We start from the raw sequence: 16346 nt of genomic DNA on the forward strand, positions 1-16346 counted from the left end.
GCGTCGGGCCCCTGGCGGCGGGCCGGGTGGCACACTGAGCCGCGTGCTCACGCAACTCGCGGCGGCGACCGGCGTCCTGGCCCTGCTGACCCTCGTACCCGGGCCCGACATGGCCCTCGTCACCCGTCGGGCCGTCACCCGGGGGCGGGCCGACGGGCTGCGCACCGTCGGCGGGGTCGCCGCCGGGCTGCTGCTCTGGGGCGCCCTCACCGTGGCCGGGCTCGCTGCACTGCTCGCCGCCTCGGCGGAGGTGTACCTGGTGGTCAAGCTGGCGGGTGCGGCGTACCTGTGCTTCCTCGGCATCCAGTCGCTGCGCCGGCCCGGGGCGGGCGCGCAGGCCCCGGAGGAGGGGGGCGCGGGCGGTGCGGGCCGCTCCGACCGGGGTGGCGCTGACGGGCAGGGCGGCCGGCGCGACCGGGGCGGCGCGTGGCGGACCGGGCTGGTCGGCAACGCCCTCAACCCGAAGATCGCCGTGTTCTACACGGGACTGCTGCCCACCCTGGCGCCGCCGGGCGTGGGCCCGGCGGCGGGGATGGCGCTGCTGGTGCTGGTCCACGTGCTGCTGACCCTGGCCTGGCTGGGCACGTACGTCTACGTGCTCTCGCGCGCCCGGCGCTTCTTCGCCCGGCCGCGGGTCCGCCGGACGATGGACCGGGTGACGGGCGTGGTCCTGATCGGCTTCGGGGTGCGGGTGGCGGCCTCGGCGCCGTAGCCGCGGCGGAGGGCCTGCCGGCGGCAGGAGCCGCTGTGCGCGGCCCCGTTGTCAGGCGATGAGGCGGTCCAGTTCCTCCGTGATGGCGGCCCGCATCGCGTCGTGGCGGGGCGCCAGGGCGTGGCGCTCGCCGCGCCAGTACTCCTCGTCCGTGTAGCGCCAGACCGGCATCCGGACGAGGTCGGCGGGCTCCCAGTCGTAGCGGGGCCAGATGTGCGCGTGCAGGTACGGGTCGGTGTTGCCGAGGATCTCGATGTTCACGCGGCGGAAGGCCGGGTCGAGGCGGGCGCAGGCGCGTTCGACGGCCTCGGCGAAGCGCTCGAGGTCGGTGAGGTACGCGGTCCGGCGGGCCGACGGGAGGTCGGAGAGCCGCGTCACCGCCGGGTCGTCGGCCAGCAGGACCGAGTAGCCGGGGAGGAACTGCCGGTCCCCGATCGCGGCGAATCCTGCGTCGAGGCGGCGCAGGACGGTGGGGTTCTGCCCCCGGTGCGCGCTGCCGATGCGGTCGTGCCGCCAGTCGTCGTTGCTCATTCCCGGACCCTAGCCGAGCGGCCGTCCCTGCCGGCCTGTCCCTGTTTGCCAGGAGGCAACTGGCTCTGAGGTAGGGCATGTCATACCTGAGAGCCATCCCCGAAGCCCGCTCCGCAGCGGGACGCCGACCAGGGGTGCCGGTTCCTAACTTCGATACCGGAACGGGCGAGTGCCCGATCGGGAGCGAAGCACGGGGGGCACCGCCATGAACAGCAGTCTCGGCAGGGAGAGCGGCAACGGCGTTCGCGGGGGCGCGCGTCGGGGACGCGGCGGCCGGATCGGGCGCACGCTGCTGGCCGCGCTGGTCGCGGCGGCCGTGGTCGTCCCCGTGTCCGCCGCGGCCTCCCCCCGGGTGCCGGCGCCCGCGCCGGCGGTGCTCGCCGCGTCCGCCTCCCTGCAGGAGCGCTACGCCGCCCACCTCGCCGACCTCGCCGCGGCGGCCCGGATGGCCGAGGAGGCGGGTCGCGGCGGGCGGGCGGCGAAGCTGCGGGAGATGGCGTCGGCGGGGGCGGAAGAAGCCCGGTTCCTCGACTTCGACGGGCGGGGCAGGGGCCGGGCCGTGGAGGTGTTCGGCGATCTGGGCACCGCCGACCGCATAGCGGTGCTGGTGCCCGGCTCCGACACGACCCTGGACACCTACCGGCGCTTCCGGGACGGCGCGCTCGGCCTCCAACGGCGGCTGGCGCAGGAGCATCCGCGCTCCGCGGTGGTCGCCTGGCTCGGGTACGACACCCCGGGCACGGTCAGCACCACGGTGCTGACCGTCGACCGCGCCGACCGGGCCGCTGCCGAACTGGGGCCGTTCCTCGGCCGGTTGCGTGGACTCGCCCCGGCCGGCGCCCGGATGTCACTGCTGTGCCACTCCTACGGCTCGGTGGTCTGCGCCCGTACGGCGACCGGATCCGACGTGGCGGACATGGCCCTGTTCGGCAGCCCGGGCACAGGGGCGTCCTCCGCCGCCGAACTGCCGACCCGCGCCCGGGTCTGGGCCGGCCGGGGCAGCGGTGACTGGATCGGGAACGTTCCCCATGCCCGGCTCGGCGGAGTCGGGTTCGGCACCGACCCGGTGGACCCCGCCTTCGGCGCCCGGATCTTCGCCGCGGGCGCCGCCGGGCACAGTGACTACCTCAAGCCCGGTACCGCCTCCCTCGACAGCCTGGCCCGTATCGTCCTCGGTTCGCAGGCCCCTCATGCGTGAGGTGCGCGACCGCTGGGCGGCGCTCGCGGAGCGCGTCGACCGTGCGACCCCGGCCGGGCGGGACCGGTCCGTGGACGCCCTGCGGGCCCTCGCGATCCTCGGTGTGGTGCTCGGGCACTGGCTGGTCACGGCCCTGACGGCCGACGACGGCACCCTGCGCGGCGCGAGCCCGCTGGCGTACATGCCCTGGCTGGCCCCGGTGTCCTGGGTGTTCCAGACCCTGGCCGTGTTCTTCCTGGTCGGCGGCCATGTCGCCGTCCGGGGGTACGCCTCGGCGCGGACGCGCGGGGTCGCGTACGGGGCGTGGGTCGGGCAGCGCCTGGGCCGGCTGTTCCGTCCCGTGGCGGCGGTGATCGCCCTGTGGGCGGTGGTGGCGGCCGGACTGCTGCTGGGCGGGGCCGAGTGGGACACCGTGCGGACCCTGCTCACGCTCGTGTGGTCGCCGCTGTGGTTCCTGCTGGTGTTCGCGGCGCTCACCGCCGCGACTCCGCTGGTGGCCCGGCTCAGCCCGGTGTGGCCGCTGGCCGTGGTGGCGGGGGTCGACGCCTGGCGGTTCGGCTTCGGCGGGCCGCAGTGGATCGGCTGGGTCAATGTCGCCGCCGGATGGCTCGTCCCCTACACCCTGGGGGCCGCCTGGGCGCGGGGCGCTTTTGCCCGGCGGCGTCCGGCCCTGCTCCTGCTGGGCGGTGGTGCCGCCGTCACCGCCGCCCTGGTCCTGTGGGGCGGGTACCCGGCGTCCATGGTGGGGGTGCCCGGGGCGGCGATATCGAACCTCAACCCGCCGACGCTGGCCGCCGCCTCCTTCGGTCTGGCCCAGTGCGGACTGGCCCTGCTGGTGCGCGGGCCGCTGGCCCGGGCGATGCGCCGGCCCCGGACCTGGGCGAAGGTGGCCCTGCTGAACCTGTCGGCGATGACCGTGTTCCTCTGGCACCAGACCTCGATGATGGCCGTCACCGCCCTCGGGCTGCTGGTCTCCACGGACCTGCCCGGGCTGCACACGGTGCCCGGCTCGGCGGGCTGGATCGCCGCCCGGCTGCTGTGGCTGCCGGTGTTCGCGGCCGCCCTGGCCGTCTGCTGGGCCGCGTTCCGGGTCCACGAGCGGCCCCGGCCCCGGGCCGCCGGCCGCGCCCCCGCGGCGGAAGCCCCCCGCCCCTCCGGCCACCGCCCGGCACCGGACCCGGTGATCACCCGTGCCTAGGCTGGACTCCGTGAAGGAGCAGAGCGGTCCCCCGGCCCCGGTCCCCTCCCCCGTCCGGGACGGAAGCACCCCGCGCGGGGTGGGCCGGCAGTTGTTCACCCTCGGGCGGGACCCGCTGCCCCCGATGAAGCGGCCCCGCTGGCTGGCCCGGCTGCCGCACGCCCTGGTCTGCTACGTGGCGGTGTTCTTCGGGTCCATGACGTCCGTGCAGATCCAGGACGACTACGACGTGCACGATCCGAGTGTCGTGGTGCTGTCGCTCTTCACCGGCTTCTCCATCGTCGCCGCGATGTTCCGGCCGGTCGCCGCCTGGTGGCTCGGTCTGGTGACCGCCGGGTTCATCGCCTGGACCGTCCACGGCAGCACCGGGCCGGAGCAGACCTGGCCCTGGACCCCGATCGGGCCCTTCGCCTTCGCGCCGCTGGTGCTGCTGGTGGCCCTGCGGGTGCCGCCGAGGGTGACGGCCGCGGTGATCGGCGTCTCCGTCGCGTACACCGGCGCGGCCGAGGCGCTCTTCAAGCCGCAGCACAGCCAGACCACCGTGATCAGCACGCTCCTCGTCCTCGGCTTCGCCGGGCTCCTCGGGTACGCCCTGCGGGCCACCCGGCTGGCCCGCAGCCAGCTCGTCGCACAGGAGACCCTGACCGAGGAGGAGCGGGCCCGGCGGACCCTCCTGGAGGAGCGCAGCCGCATCGCCCGCGAACTGCACGACGTGGTCGCCCACCACATGTCGGTGATCTCCATCCAGGCGCAGGTCGCCCCGTACCTGGTGGAGAACCCGTCCGAGGAGCTGAAGGAGAACCTGGCGGGCATCCGGGAGAACGCCCTGGAGGCCCTGACGGAGCTGCGCCGGGTGCTGGGCGTGCTGCGGTCCGAGCAGCCGGACGAGCCGGCCGGCCCGCACCACCCCCAGCCCACCCTCGCCGAGCTGGACGGGCTCGTGGACAACGTCCGCGGTGCCGGGCTGGAGGTCACCACCGCGGTCGCCGGCGTACGGCGGGCGCTGACCCCGGGCGTCGAGCTGACGGCGTACCGCATCGTGCAGGAGGCGCTGAGCAACTGCCTGCGGCACGCACCCGGTTCCCGGGTGGAGGTCGGGATCGCGTACGGGCCGCGCGAACTGCACCTGTGCGTCGCGAACTCGGCCCCGACGCGGCAGGCCCCGCCCTCGCCGGGAGCAGGGCACGGGCTGCTCGGGATGCGGGAGCGGGCGGGCATGCTGGGGGGCGAACTGGCCGCCGGGCCGCGCCCCGACGGCGGGTACGAGGTGAGCGCCGTCCTTCCCATGGACCCGCCCGGCGGGTCCTCCTACGAGACGAAGAAGGACGTATGAGCACTCCGATCAGGGTGATGATCGCCGACGACCAGATGATGGTCCGGCAGGGCTTCACCGTGCTCCTGAACGCCCAGCCGGACATCGAGGTGGTGGGCCAGGCCGTCGACGGCGCGGACGCCGTGGCGAAGGCCGCCGAACTCGGGCCGGACGTGGTCCTGATGGACATCCGCATGCCGGGGATGGGCGGCATCGAGGCCACCTCGATCATCACGGGCGCGCCGGACTGCGCCGTGAAGGTGCTCGTGCTGACCACCTTCGACCTGGACGAGTACGTGTACGAGGCGCTGCGTGCGGGTGCCTCCGGGTTCCTCCTCAAGGACGCGTCGGCCGAGCAGCTCGCCGAGGCGGTACGGGTGGTCGCGGCCGGCGAGGCCCTGCTGTCGCCGAACATCACGAAGCGGCTGATCACCGAGTTCTCGCGGCTGGGCGCCCCGCGGGCGCCGTCCAGGGCGCGGATCCAGGACCTGACGGAGCGGGAGACGGAGGTGCTGTCGCTGATCGCCCAGGGGCTGTCCAACGCGGAGATCGCGGGGCACCTGGTGCTCGCCGAGCAGACGGTGAAGACGCATGTGGGCCGGATCCTGGTGAAGCTGGGGCTGAGGGACCGCACGCAGGCGGCGGTGTTCGCGTACGAGACGGGTCTGGTCCGTCCGGCGGGCTACTGACGGGCCCGCGTAGTACTTGAGGGGGACCCCGGGAAATCCCCTTCGGCGGCGACGCGGACGAGCCGGGCCCCGGCCTACGGTGAGGACATGACCCAGACGACCACCGGGGCGACCCCCCGGCCTCCCGAACTGCGGCTGGCTTCGGGTTTGATCCGGAGCCTGCGGGAAGACCTCCTCACGGACCCCTTCGCCTACCGGCCCCTCGCCCCGATGCGGACGGACGGCCGGCTGCCCCGGCTGCTGCCGCGGCGGATACGTCCGAGGGCGGCCCACCTGCCGCATGCGGCGGTGGGGGCGGCGGCGTTCTTCGTGTTCCTGCTGGGGAACACCGACAACTTCGGGATGCCTCCGGTCCAGGCCCTGGTGATCGGGGTGCTGGCGGCGGCGCCGGTGCTGATGACCCTGGTGCGGCCCGTGGGGGCGTTCTGGGCGGCCCTGGCCGTGGCCGCGGTGCTCTCCGTCCTCCAGGACCGGATCATGGTCTGGCCGTGGTCGCCGGCCACGTTCACCGGCCATCTCGCCGTGATGACCTTCGTGGCGCTGCGGTCCCGGCCCCGGGTCGCCGGGTGGATGTGGGTCGTCACGCTGCTGTTCGGGACGGCCCTGCCGGTCCTCGTCGGCTCGGCGGACTCGGTGCAGCCGGCGCCCATGGCGGTCATCTCGGCGGTGGCGCTCCTGGCGGTCACGGTCCGCAACACCCGGCGGGAGGCGAGGCAGGAGGTCACCGCGCAGCAGGAGGTGACGGCCGTCGAGCGGGACCGGCGGACCCTGCTGGAGGAGCGGACGACCATCGCCCGCGAGCTGCACGACGTGGTCGCCCACCACATGTCGGTGGTGGCGATCCAGGCGGAGGCGGCCCCGTACCGGGTGAAGAACCCGCCGCCGGAGCTGGAGGCGGCCTTCGCGACCATCCGGGAGAACGCGGTGGCGGCGCTGACGGAGCTGCGCCGGGTGCTGGGTGTGGTCCGGTCCGCGGACTACGAGGCCCCCGAGGCGCCGCAGCCGACGCTGGCCTCCCTGGACGGGCTGCTGGCCAATGTGCGGGAGGCCGGGCTGAGCGTGGAGAAGACGGTGACGGGTGCGGTGCGGGAGCTGCCGCAGGGGGTGGAGCTGTCGGCGTACCGGATCGTCCAGGAGGCCCTGAGCAACAGCCTGCGGCACGCCCCGGGTGCGGTGGCCGGCGTGGAGATCTCGTACGTGCTGGGCGGGTTGGGCATACGGGTCGTCAACGGTCCGGGGGTCGGGGACGTCCGCCCCTCGCCGGGCGCCGGGCACGGGATCACGGGGATGCGGGAGCGGGTGGCGATGCTGGAGGGGGAGATGACGGCCGGGGAGAGCTCCGGCGGCGGGTACGAGGTGGCGGTGTTCCTGCCGGTGCGCAGCCGACCGCGGCCCGAGGAGGCTCCGGTATGACGATCCGGGTGCTGATCGTCGACGACCAGATGATGGTCCGCGAGGGATTCTCCGTCCTGCTGAACGCGATGGAGGGCATCGAGGTCGTCGGCGAGGCGGTCGACGGCCGGCAGGCCATCGCCCAGGTGGCGGCGCTGCGGCCGGACGTGGTGCTGATGGACATCCGGATGCCGGAGATGAACGGGCTGGAGGCGACACGGCACATCGTGGCGGCCGACACGGACGCGAAGGTGCTGGTCCTGACGACCTTCGACCTCGACGAGTACGTGTACCAGGCGCTGCGGGCGGGGGCGTCGGGGTTCCTGCTGAAGGACGCGTCCGCCCGGCAGCTGGCGGAGGGGGTGCGGGTTGTGGCGGCCGGGGAGGCGCTGCTGGCCCCTTCGGTGACGAAGCGGCTGATCGTGGAGTTCTCGAAGCTCTCGGACGTGCAGCGGGCCCCGGATCCCGCGGGCGTGGGGGAGTTGACGGAGCGGGAGACGGAGGTGCTGGTGCTGATCGCGCAGGGGCTGTCCAACGCGGAGATCGCCGACCGGCTGCTGGTCGCGGAGTCCACGATCAAGACGCATGTGAGCCGGATCCTGGTGAAGCTGGGGCTGCGGGACCGCACGCAGGCGGCGGTGTTCGCCTACGAGACACGGCTGGTGACACCGGCTTAGGCTGCGGGGATGGGTTTTGATCCGTGGGACGCCGCCTTCGTCGCCGATCCGTACCCCGCCTACCGGGAGTTGCGCGAGCGGGGGCGGGCCGAGTGGTCGGAGGCTACCGGGCAGTGGCTGGTGTCGCACCACGCCGATGTGAGCGCGCTGCTGCGGGACCGGCGGCTGGGGCGGACGTACCTGCACCGGTTCGGTCACGAGGAGTTCGGGCGCGAGGCGCCGCCGCCGGAGCACGAGCCCTTCCACGTGCTCAACGGCAACGGCCTGCTGGACCTGGAGGATCCCGCGCACGGGCGGGTGCGGCGGCTGGTGTCGAAGGCGTTCACCCCGCGCACCGTCGAGCGGCTCGCGCCCGCCGTGGACCGGATGGCGCGGGAGCTGGCGGCCGGGCTGCTGGCCGAGGGGGGCGGGGACCTGCTCACGGCCGTCGCCGAGCCGCTGCCGGTGGCGGTGATCGCGGAGCTGCTCGGGATCCCCGGGTCGGACCGGGGGCTGCTGCGGCCCTGGTCGTCGGCCATCTGCGGGATGTTCGAGCTCCGGCCGGACGCGGAGACCGCCCGGCGGGCGGTGGCGGCCAGCGTGGAGTTCAGCGCCTATCTGCGGGAGCTGATCGCCGAGCGCCGCCGGAGCCCCGGCACGGATTTGATCTCCGCGCTGATCGCCGCCCACGATGAGGGGGGCCGGCTCAGCGAGCAGGAGATGATCTCCACCTGCGTCCTCCTGCTGAACGCCGGGCACGAGGCGACGGTCAACACCACCGTCAACGGCTGGTGGGCCCTCTTCCGCAACCCCGAGCAGCTCGCCGGGCTCCGCGCGCTCCCCGGGTCCCCCGCTCCGGAAAAGTTGTCCACAGCTGTGGATGAACTCCTCCGCTACGACACGCCCCTCCAGATGTTCGAGCGCTGGGTGCTCGACGACATCGAGGTCGGGGACACCGTCATCCCGCGCGGAGCCGAGGTCGCCCTGCTCTTCGGGTCCGCCAACCGGGACCCCTCGCGCTTCGAGGACCCGGACGTGCTGGACCTCGGGCGGGCCGACAACCCGCACCTGGCCTTCGGGGCCGGGATCCACTACTGCCTGGGCGCCCCGCTGGCCCGCCTGGAGCTGACCTCCTCCTTCGGGGCCCTGCTGGACGAGAAGGTCCCGCCGATGCGGCTCGTCCGGGAGCCGCAGTGGCAGGACGGCTACGTCATCCGGGGGCTGCGGGAGCTGCTGGTCGAGTTCTGAGCGGCTACGCCGCCAGGTCCCGGCGGCGCAGGGCCGCGAGACCGGCCGCCGTCAGGGCCGCCGCCAGGGCGGTGAGCACCAGCGACGGAACCGGGTCCCAGGCACCGGGGCCGGGCAGCTTCGGCAGGTGGGCGAAGGGCGAGAGGTCCATGACCGCCTGTGGCAGCCCGAGGGCCGGCCCGAGCCAGCCGAGGGCCAGCGCGGCCCCGGCCACCGCCCAGGCGGCGACGGCGTACCGGGGGGCCGCCCCGTACAGCAGGACCGCGAGCGCACCGACCGCCCACACCGCCGGCAGCTGCGCCAGACAGGCGCCGACGCTCGCGGCCAGGCCCCCGCCGCCCCCGTCGTGCCCGAGCCCCAGGCCGAGCCCCGCCAGCAGCAGGATCAGCGCCGAGCCCCCGAAGGCGACGGTGAGGTGCCCGCCGGCCCAGCGGAGCCGGCCGACGGCGTTCGCGAGCAGCGGCTCGGCGCGCTGCGAGGTCTCCTCGCCGTGCAGCCGCAGCACGCAGGAGACGGCGAACAGCGCGGCGGCCATGCCCAGCAGCCCGGCCATCGCCGCCAGGAAGGCGTCGGTCAGCCCGCTCTGCCCGCCCATCCGCTCGATGATCCGGCGGGTCCGTTCGTTGTCGCCGACCACCTCGGCGGCGCCGTCCGCCATCCCGCCGAAGACCAGACCGGCGGTCAGGAACCCCGCGCTCCAGCCGAGTACGGTGCCCCGCTGGAGCCGCCGGGCCAGCGCCCCCACCGATCCGAGCCGGCCCTCGGCCGGGCCCGGCCGGTCGGGCAGGAGGCCCGCGCCCAGGTCGCGGCGGGCCGCCAGCGCGTAGGCCCCGACCGTCAGCGCCGCCGCACCGGCGGCGAACAGGCCGAGCACCCACCAGCGTTCGCCCGCGAAGGCCCGTACGTTCTCCAGCCAGCCCAGCGGCGATGCCCAGGTCAGGGCCGATCCTCCGCCCGGGGTCCCGGCGTCGCCCGCCGCCCTCGACACGAACGCGGCCCCCAGCAGGCCCGCCGTCAGCCCCTTCGCGGCCCGGGCGCTCCCGGTCACCTGGGCGGCGACGGCCGCCGCGCCCGCGAAGAGCATCCCCGTCCCGGCGATGCCCAGCCCGAGGGCGAGGGCTCCGGACGCCCCCTGCCCCGCGAGTCCGCCCGCGACGAGCACGGCCACGGCCGCGTCGGCGGCGAACGCGGCGAGCAGGGCCGCCGTCAGCGGGGCCCGCCGCCCCACCGCCCCTGCTCCCAGCAACTCCTGACGGCCCGTCTCCTCCTCCTCGCGGGTGTGCCGGACGACGATGACCAGGCTCATCACGGCGGCGAGCACCGCCCCGAAGACCCCCGCCCGCCAGGCGGTGAGGGCGCCGAGGGACTCGCCGGACACGGGTCCGTACAGGGCCCGCATCGAGCCGTTGGCGTTCATCGAGGCGGCGACGGAGGCCCGTTCGGCGGCGGTGGCGTACACGCTGCCGAGCGAGCGCGGCATGCTCACCACCAGCAGCCCGGTGACCAGCACCCAGACCGGCACCGTCACCCGGTCCCGGCGCGCCGCCAGCCGCAGCAGGGTCCCGGTGCCGGCGAAGCGCCCGCTCATCGCCCCTCCACCGCCTCCGGCGCGTAGTGGCGCAGGAAGAGCTCCTCCAGGGTGGGTGGGGTCGCGGTCAGCGACCGCACGCCCGAGGCGGTGAGGGCGCGCAGCACGGCGTCCAGACGGTCGGTGTCGACCTGGAGGCTGACGCGCGCACCGCGCACCTCCACGTCGTGGACGCCGGGCAGGTGCGCGACGCCGTTCGGCGGGCCGGCCAGCTCGGCGGTGATCGACGTACGGGTGAGGTGGCGCAGCTCGGCGAGGGTGCCGCTCTCCACGGTGCGGCCGGCGCGGACGATGCTGACCCGGTCGCAGAGCGCCTCGACCTCGCTGAGCAGGTGCGAGCTGAGCAGCACGGTGCGGCCCGCGTCGCGCGCCTCGGCGACGCAGCCCTGGAAGACCTCCTCCATCAGCGGGTCGAGGCCGGAGGTGGGCTCGTCCAGGACGAGGAGCTCCGCGTCGGAGGCGAACGCGGCGACCAGGGCGACCTTCTGGCGGTTCCCCTTGGAGTAGGTACGGCCCTTGCGGGTCGGGTCGAGTTCGAACCGGTCCACCAGCTCGGCCCGCCGCGCCCGGTCGAGGCCGCCGCGCAGGCGCCCGCAGAGGTCGATGACCTCGCCGCCGGTGAGCTCCCGCCAGAGGGTCACGTCTCCGGGGACGTACGCGATGCGGCGGTGGAGGGCGACGGCGTCGGCCCAGGGGTCGCCGCCGAGCAGGGTGACGGTCCCGGCGTCGGCGCGCAGCAGGCCGAGCAGGATCCGGAGGGTGGTGGACTTGCCGGCGCCGTTGGGGCCGAGGAAGCCGTGGACCTCGCCGGTGGCGACGTCCAGGTCGAGCCCGTCCAGGGCGCGGGTGCGGCCGAACGCCTTGTGGAGTCCGGCGACGCCGATGGCCTTCGTCATGACTCCGAACGTACGCTTCTTTCACAAAATTGTGAAGATAGCGAATCGCGTAAAGTACGGAGGGTGACGAGGGACGACGCGCAGGACAGCACACGCGACGACGGGACGCGGGACGGGGAAGCGGTCTCCCGCTTCGTCGAGCGGTTCGCCGCGCAGCTCACGGAGGCGGGCATGCAGCGCATGGCCGCCCGGGTCTTCTCCTGCCTGCTCGCGAGCGACGGCGGCGCGATGACCTCGGCGGAGCTGGGCGCCGCCCTGCGGATCAGCCCCGCGGCGGTATCGGGCGCCGTCGCCTACCTGGCGCAGATCAACATGGTCAGCCGGGAACGCGAGCCGGGCTCCCGCCGGGACCGCTACGTGCTGCACAACGAGCTCTGGTACGAGACCTTCACCCGCCGGGACCAGGCCCTCACGCGCTTCGAGCAGACCCTGCGCGAGGGCGCGGCCGGCCTGGGCACGGACACCCCGGCGGGCGCGCGGGTCGCGGAGACGGCGGCGTTCTTCGAGTTCCTCCAGCACGAGATGCACGGCCTGATGGACCGCTGGCGCACCCACCGGGCCGGCCTCGGCCTGCCGTAGGCCGCATCCGGCCGTCCGGCGGGGTCCGGCCGTCCGGCGGGGTCCGGGGGCGGAGCCGCGGTGAACGGGCGAAGGGCGGGTGGGGAACCGGTTCCGCACGGCGGCGGCCCCGGGGGCCTCAGCCCCGCGGCAGGGTCAGGGACCAGGCCCCCGGGCGGCGGGTCCAGGTGCGGCGGCGGACCGGGGGGCCCGGCGGGGCGTGGTCGGCGCGGTAGCGGAACGCCGAGCCGGGGCCCGTGACGGACACCGTCACCGCCTCCCCGGCCCCCGCCAGCGGCGCGCCCCCCGGGAAGCGGACCACCACCCGCGCGGGCCCGCCGTCCTCCCGCGTCCGCACCGCCACCTCCTCCACCGGGCGGTCCTCGTCCACCAGCACCGCCCCGTCGAGCTCCACCCGCAGCGACTGCACCGGCCGGCCAGCGCCGCGCGCCGCCGCCGGAGCCGGCAGCAGCGTCCGCAGCAGCGACCGGTATCCCCCGGCCCTCCGTACGGACGGCGCCGGCGCCGGCTGCGCGGCGATCCTCAGCCCGCCCAGCACCACCCCGCCGCAGTCGTCCACCAGCAGGTCCCGCGGCCGCGTCACCCCGTCCAGGGCAGCCCGCGCCGCGAACACCGCCGACAGCGGCACCCCCAGCGAACGGGCCAGCGCCAGCGACCCGGCCGGCCCCACGGGCACCAGGGAGACCGCGCCGTCCCCCGGCTCCGGCTCCCGGTGCAGCAGCCCCACGGCCCGCACCAGGGCCCCGTCGTCACCCACCACCACGGGCCGCCGATGACCGCGGCGGGCGAGCGCCCGCGCAAATTCCTCCTGCGATTCCGGGAGACAGATTTTCGCCGCGGCCCCCGCCGACAGCACATCCTTCGCGATGCGCACGGACTCGCCGTCAAGACGGCGGGCGACCGGGTCGACGAGCACGAGCAGACCGCCTACCGGCGCGCCCGCATGGCTCATGGTGGGCTCTGGAGCCGACACCTCGGTCCTTCCTCGGGTAGCATCTTTGTGCAAGAGGCCCTTGCGCTATTGCGCCAGGGCCTTCGTCTATTCCGGGGCACCGGTCCGACGGCTCAGCCTGCGGTGTACATCGTCGTACGCCCCCTGACCTTGGACATGCCCCATCCGGAAGAGGTGTACGCCTGTGCCCGCTCTTGTGCTGCTCGGAGCTCAGTGGGGTGACGAGGGCAAGGGAAAGGCCACCGACCTGCTCGGTGGTTCCGTTGACTATGTGGTGCGCTACCAGGGCGGCAACAACGCCGGCCACACGGTCGTCGTAGGCGACCAGAAGTACGCGCTGCACCTCCTCCCCTCCGGCATCCTCTCCCCCGGATGCACGCCGGTCATCGGCAACGGTGTCGTCGTCGACCCCGCCGTCCTGCTCTCCGAGCTGCGCGGCCTGAACGAGCGCGGCATCGACACCTCCAAGCTGCTCATCAGCGGCAACGCGCACCTCATCACGCCGTACAACGTCACCCTCGACAAGGTCGGCGAGCGCTTCCTCGGCAAGCGCAAGATCGGTACGACCGGCCGCGGCATCGGCCCGACCTACGCGGACAAGATCAACCGCGTCGGCATCCGCGTCCAGGACCTGTACGACGAGTCGATCCTCAGCCAGAAGGTCGAGGCGGCGCTGGAGAACAAGAACCAGCTCCTCGCCAAGCTCTACAACCGGCGCGCCATCGAGGTCGACGCGATCGTCGAGGAGATGCTCCAGTACGCGGAGCAGATCAAGCCGTACGTCGCCGACACCACCCTGATCCTCAACAACGCGCTGGACGAGGACAAGGTCGTGCTCTTCGAGGGCGGCCAGGGCACCCTGCTCGACGTCGACCACGGCACGTACCCCTTCGTCACCTCCTCGAACCCGACCGCCGGCGGTGCCTGCACCGGCACCGGCGTGGGCCCGACGAAGATCAGCCGCGTCATCGGCATCCTCAAGGCCTACACCACGCGCGTCGGCGCCGGTCCGTTCCCGACCGAGCTCTTCGACGAGGACGGCGAGGCGCTGCGCCGCATCGGCGGCGAGCGCGGCGTGACGACCGGCCGCGACCGCCGCTGCGGCTGGTTCGACGCCCCGATCGCCCGCTACGCGACCCGCGTGAACGGCCTGACGGACTTCTTCCTCACCAAGCTCGACGTGCTCACCGGCTGGGAGGAGATCCCGGTCTGCGTCGCGTACGAGATCGACGGCAAGCGCGTCGAGGAGCTGCCCTACTCGCAGACCGACTTCCACCACGCGAAGCCGATCTACGAAACCCTGCCGGGCTGGTCCGAGGACATCACCAAGGCCAAGACCTTCGCCGACCTGCCGAAGAACGCGCAGAACTACGTGAAGGCGCTGGAGGAGATGTCGGGCGCCCCGATCTCCGCGATCGGCGTCGGCCCCGGCCGTACCGAGACCATCGAGATCAACTCCTTCCTGTAGTCCGCGGAGCGGTACACGGCGCCGAGGGGCGGGACACGCGATGCGTGCCCCGCCCCTCCGTCGTCCGGGAGCCCCCTACGCCCCGAAGACCTCCGCGAGCAGCCGCTTCTGGGCCCCGGCGAACAGCCCGCCCACGGCCACCATGTCGAGCCTGGCTTCGCCGCAGGTCAGCGAGGCGGTGAAGGTCGTGCTGCCGTCGGGCGAGCCGAACATCAGGGCGCCCCAGCCCCACATGCCGCCGTTGTGGGTGTAGACGGTGCGGCCGTCCTCCGTCTCCTGCACGAACAGACCGAGGCCGTAGCCCATCTTGGGGTGCGGGGTGCGCATCGCGTCCAGCAGTCCGGCGGGCAGGATCCTGCCGCCCATCAGGGCGGAGAAGAAGACGTGCAGGTCGCGGGTGGTCGAGATCATGTCGCCGGCGGCGGAGATCCAGGAGGGGTTCGAGCGGGTGACGTCGAGCGACTTCCACTCGTCCCCGTCCTGGTAGGTGTACGTGGCGTGGGCGTGCGGCTCGGGGATCTCCGGCGAGGCGTCCGGCACCACGGTGCCCGTCAGGCCGAGCGGGGCCAGGATCCGCCGCCGCATCTCCTCGGCGTAGGGGCGGCCGGTGACCTTCTCGACGAGCAGCCGGGCCAGCACGTAGTTGGTGTTGGAGTAGCTCCAGTCCGTCCCCGGCTCGAACCGGGCCGGCTTGGACAGGGCCAGCCGCACCAGTTCCTCGGGGCGGTAGGTGCGGAAGAGGTTGTCCACCCATTCCCGGCCCTCCCAGGCGATCCCCGGGGCGGTCGTCCCGTCCTCGTAGTACTCGCCGGTGAAGTTGAACAGCCCGCTGGTGTGCTGGAGCACCATCCGCAGGGTGATCCGCGGGTCCAGGCCGTACTCGGGGAGGCGGTCGGCGACCGGGCCGTCGAGTTCGAGCAGGCCGTCGGCCACCAGGAGGAGGACGAGGGTCGCGGTGAAGGTCTTGGTGTTGCTGCCGATCCGGAAGTGGCCGTCGGTCGGCGGCTGGGCGCTGCCGCCCGGCTCGGCCACTCCGGCGCTGCCGACCCACTCGCCGTGCGGGTCGTTCACGCGCAGCTGTGCCCCGGCCCAGCCGGAGTCGACGATGTCCTGGAGGGCGGTCTGGAGGGCGGGGCGGTTCTGCTCGGACATGCTGGTGTGCTCCTCGGTAAGTGGGGTGGGAACGTCGTACGGGCGGTGCGGTCTCCGTCGCCGCTGCGTCTGTCCATGCGGGACGGTCAGATGCTGCGGGCGGTGATGTCGCCGTAGGAGGTGGTCGCGCGGATGGTCAGCGCGGCGGCGGAGCCGTCGGTGTTGTTCAGCGCGTTGTGGATCCGGCCGGAGTCGGTGCCGGCGTCGAGGGTGGCGCTGACTCCGCGGGCGGCGGCGACCGAGACGGAGCCGTGCCGGGTGGTCAGGGTGAGCGCGCCCCGGAAGGCCTCGGAGACGGTGATGTCGCCCTTCTGGGTGCTGATCTCCGCCGGGCCGTTCAGGCGGCCGAGCGCGATGTCGCCGTCCTGGACGGTGAGCCGGACGGACGCGGCCTCGTCCAGCTCGACCCGGGCCTGCGCGGCGTCGAGGACGACGTCGCCCAGTCGCCCGACGCCCCGGAACCCGGCGGCGGCCAGGGTCGCGGTGACGTGCGAGCCGGCGGGCAGCTCGACGGTCACGTCGACGTGGCCGGAGTGGCCCGTGATCCGGTTCTTGGCCGGTGCGGCCGCGATCCGCAGGACCCCGTCGCGGAACTCGACCCCGGTCTCCTCGGCCGCCTTCACGTCGCGGGCCTTCGAGGCGTCCGCCGGGCGGACCTCGACGGTGGCGTCAGAGCGGTCGGAGGCGATGAGCCGGATCCGTCCGGCCGGGATGTCGAGGACGGTCGGGACGGCGGTGGCGGTGGCGAACTTCTGCATGGCGGTCTCCTCTGCTC

Annotated in this window: 16 protein-coding genes; 10 read left to right on the forward strand and 6 right to left on the reverse strand. The window is 74.2% G+C overall.

Translation table 11 applies throughout. From position 1 onward, the window contains the following. Positions 1-43: 43 nt before the first annotated feature. Positions 44-712 carry a LysE family translocator gene (locus AB0469_RS04465; protein WP_366449813.1) on the forward strand — a complete coding sequence of 223 codons (669 nt, stop codon included), beginning with the start codon at positions 44-46 and terminating at the stop codon, positions 710-712. 51 nt (positions 713-763) lie between these two features. Here AB0469_RS04465 and AB0469_RS04470 read toward each other — a convergent pair whose 3' ends face one another. Next, positions 764-1243, reverse strand: a complete 480-nt coding sequence (locus tag AB0469_RS04470) for a diadenosine tetraphosphate hydrolase (RefSeq protein WP_366449814.1) — start codon at positions 1241-1243, stop codon at positions 764-766. Positions 1244-1448: 205 nt separating this feature from the next. On the opposite strand from AB0469_RS04470, the gene AB0469_RS04475 reads away from it, so the two are divergent. The 7 genes from AB0469_RS04475 (at position 1449) to AB0469_RS04505 (ending at position 8936) form a co-directional block, all read left to right on the forward strand. Next, positions 1449-2441: an alpha/beta hydrolase gene (locus tag AB0469_RS04475; RefSeq protein ID WP_366449815.1), complete on the forward strand. Its 993-nt coding sequence runs from the start codon at positions 1449-1451 to the stop codon at positions 2439-2441. Next, a complete protein-coding gene (locus tag AB0469_RS04480) occupies positions 2434-3639 on the forward strand; it encodes an acyltransferase (protein WP_366449816.1) in 1206 nt (401 codons plus the stop codon). The genes AB0469_RS04475 and AB0469_RS04480 overlap by 8 nt, the downstream gene beginning before the upstream one ends. A gap of 10 nt (positions 3640-3649) precedes the next feature. Continuing rightward, positions 3650-4972, forward strand: a complete 1323-nt coding sequence (locus tag AB0469_RS04485; protein WP_366449817.1) for a sensor histidine kinase — start codon at positions 3650-3652, stop codon at positions 4970-4972. Continuing rightward, positions 4969-5640 carry a response regulator transcription factor gene (locus AB0469_RS04490; protein ID WP_366449818.1) on the forward strand — a complete coding sequence of 224 codons (672 nt, stop codon included), beginning with the start codon at positions 4969-4971 and terminating at the stop codon, positions 5638-5640. The genes AB0469_RS04485 and AB0469_RS04490 overlap by 4 nt, the downstream gene beginning before the upstream one ends. A gap of 87 nt (positions 5641-5727) precedes the next feature. Next, positions 5728-7053: a histidine kinase gene (locus AB0469_RS04495; RefSeq protein ID WP_366449819.1), complete on the forward strand. Its 1326-nt coding sequence runs from the start codon at positions 5728-5730 to the stop codon at positions 7051-7053. Next, entirely contained in the window at positions 7050-7709 is a 660-nt protein-coding gene (locus AB0469_RS04500) for a response regulator transcription factor (RefSeq protein WP_366449820.1), read from the forward strand. Before AB0469_RS04495 ends, AB0469_RS04500 begins: the two co-directional genes overlap by 4 nt. Positions 7710-7718: 9 nt before the next feature. After that, entirely contained in the window at positions 7719-8936 is a 1218-nt protein-coding gene (locus tag AB0469_RS04505) for a cytochrome P450 (RefSeq protein WP_366449821.1), read from the forward strand. A gap of 4 nt (positions 8937-8940) precedes the next feature. On the opposite strand, the gene AB0469_RS04510 is transcribed toward AB0469_RS04505, so the two are convergent. Next, on the reverse strand, positions 8941-10524 hold the full coding sequence (locus AB0469_RS04510) for an ABC transporter permease (RefSeq protein ID WP_366449822.1): 1584 nt from the start codon (positions 10522-10524) through the stop codon (positions 8941-8943). After that, on the reverse strand, positions 10521-11420 hold the full coding sequence (locus AB0469_RS04515) for an ABC transporter ATP-binding protein (RefSeq protein ID WP_366449823.1): 900 nt from the start codon (positions 11418-11420) through the stop codon (positions 10521-10523). Before AB0469_RS04515 ends, AB0469_RS04510 begins: the two co-directional genes overlap by 4 nt. Positions 11421-11483: 63 nt before the next feature. On the opposite strand from AB0469_RS04515, the gene AB0469_RS04520 reads away from it, so the two are divergent. After that, positions 11484-11999: a MarR family transcriptional regulator gene (locus tag AB0469_RS04520; RefSeq protein ID WP_366449824.1), complete on the forward strand. Its 516-nt coding sequence runs from the start codon at positions 11484-11486 to the stop codon at positions 11997-11999. A gap of 118 nt (positions 12000-12117) precedes the next feature. Here the strand turns inward: AB0469_RS04520 and AB0469_RS04525 are convergent, their stop codons facing one another. Then, positions 12118-12972: a diacylglycerol kinase gene (locus AB0469_RS04525; RefSeq protein ID WP_366449825.1), complete on the reverse strand. Its 855-nt coding sequence runs from the start codon at positions 12970-12972 to the stop codon at positions 12118-12120. 163 nt (positions 12973-13135) lie between these two features. On the opposite strand from AB0469_RS04525, the gene AB0469_RS04530 reads away from it, so the two are divergent. Next, the gene (locus AB0469_RS04530) at positions 13136-14419 is read left to right on the forward strand and encodes an adenylosuccinate synthase (RefSeq protein ID WP_045945791.1); all 1284 of its coding nucleotides are present in this window, start codon (positions 13136-13138) and stop codon (positions 14417-14419) included. Between the two features lie 75 nt (positions 14420-14494). Here the strand turns inward: AB0469_RS04530 and AB0469_RS04535 are convergent, their stop codons facing one another. Further along, positions 14495-15571 (reverse strand): serine hydrolase domain-containing protein, encoded by a 1077-nt coding sequence (locus AB0469_RS04535; protein ID WP_366449827.1) that lies wholly within the window; start codon positions 15569-15571, stop codon positions 14495-14497. 86 nt (positions 15572-15657) lie between these two features. Then, positions 15658-16329: a DUF4097 family beta strand repeat-containing protein gene (locus AB0469_RS04540; RefSeq protein ID WP_366449828.1), complete on the reverse strand. Its 672-nt coding sequence runs from the start codon at positions 16327-16329 to the stop codon at positions 15658-15660. Positions 16330-16346 lie beyond the last annotated feature (17 nt).

Origin of the sequence: Streptomyces sp. NPDC093801, assembly GCF_040701585.1 — a bacterium.
Lineage (GTDB): Bacteria > Actinomycetota > Actinomycetes > Streptomycetales > Streptomycetaceae > Streptomyces.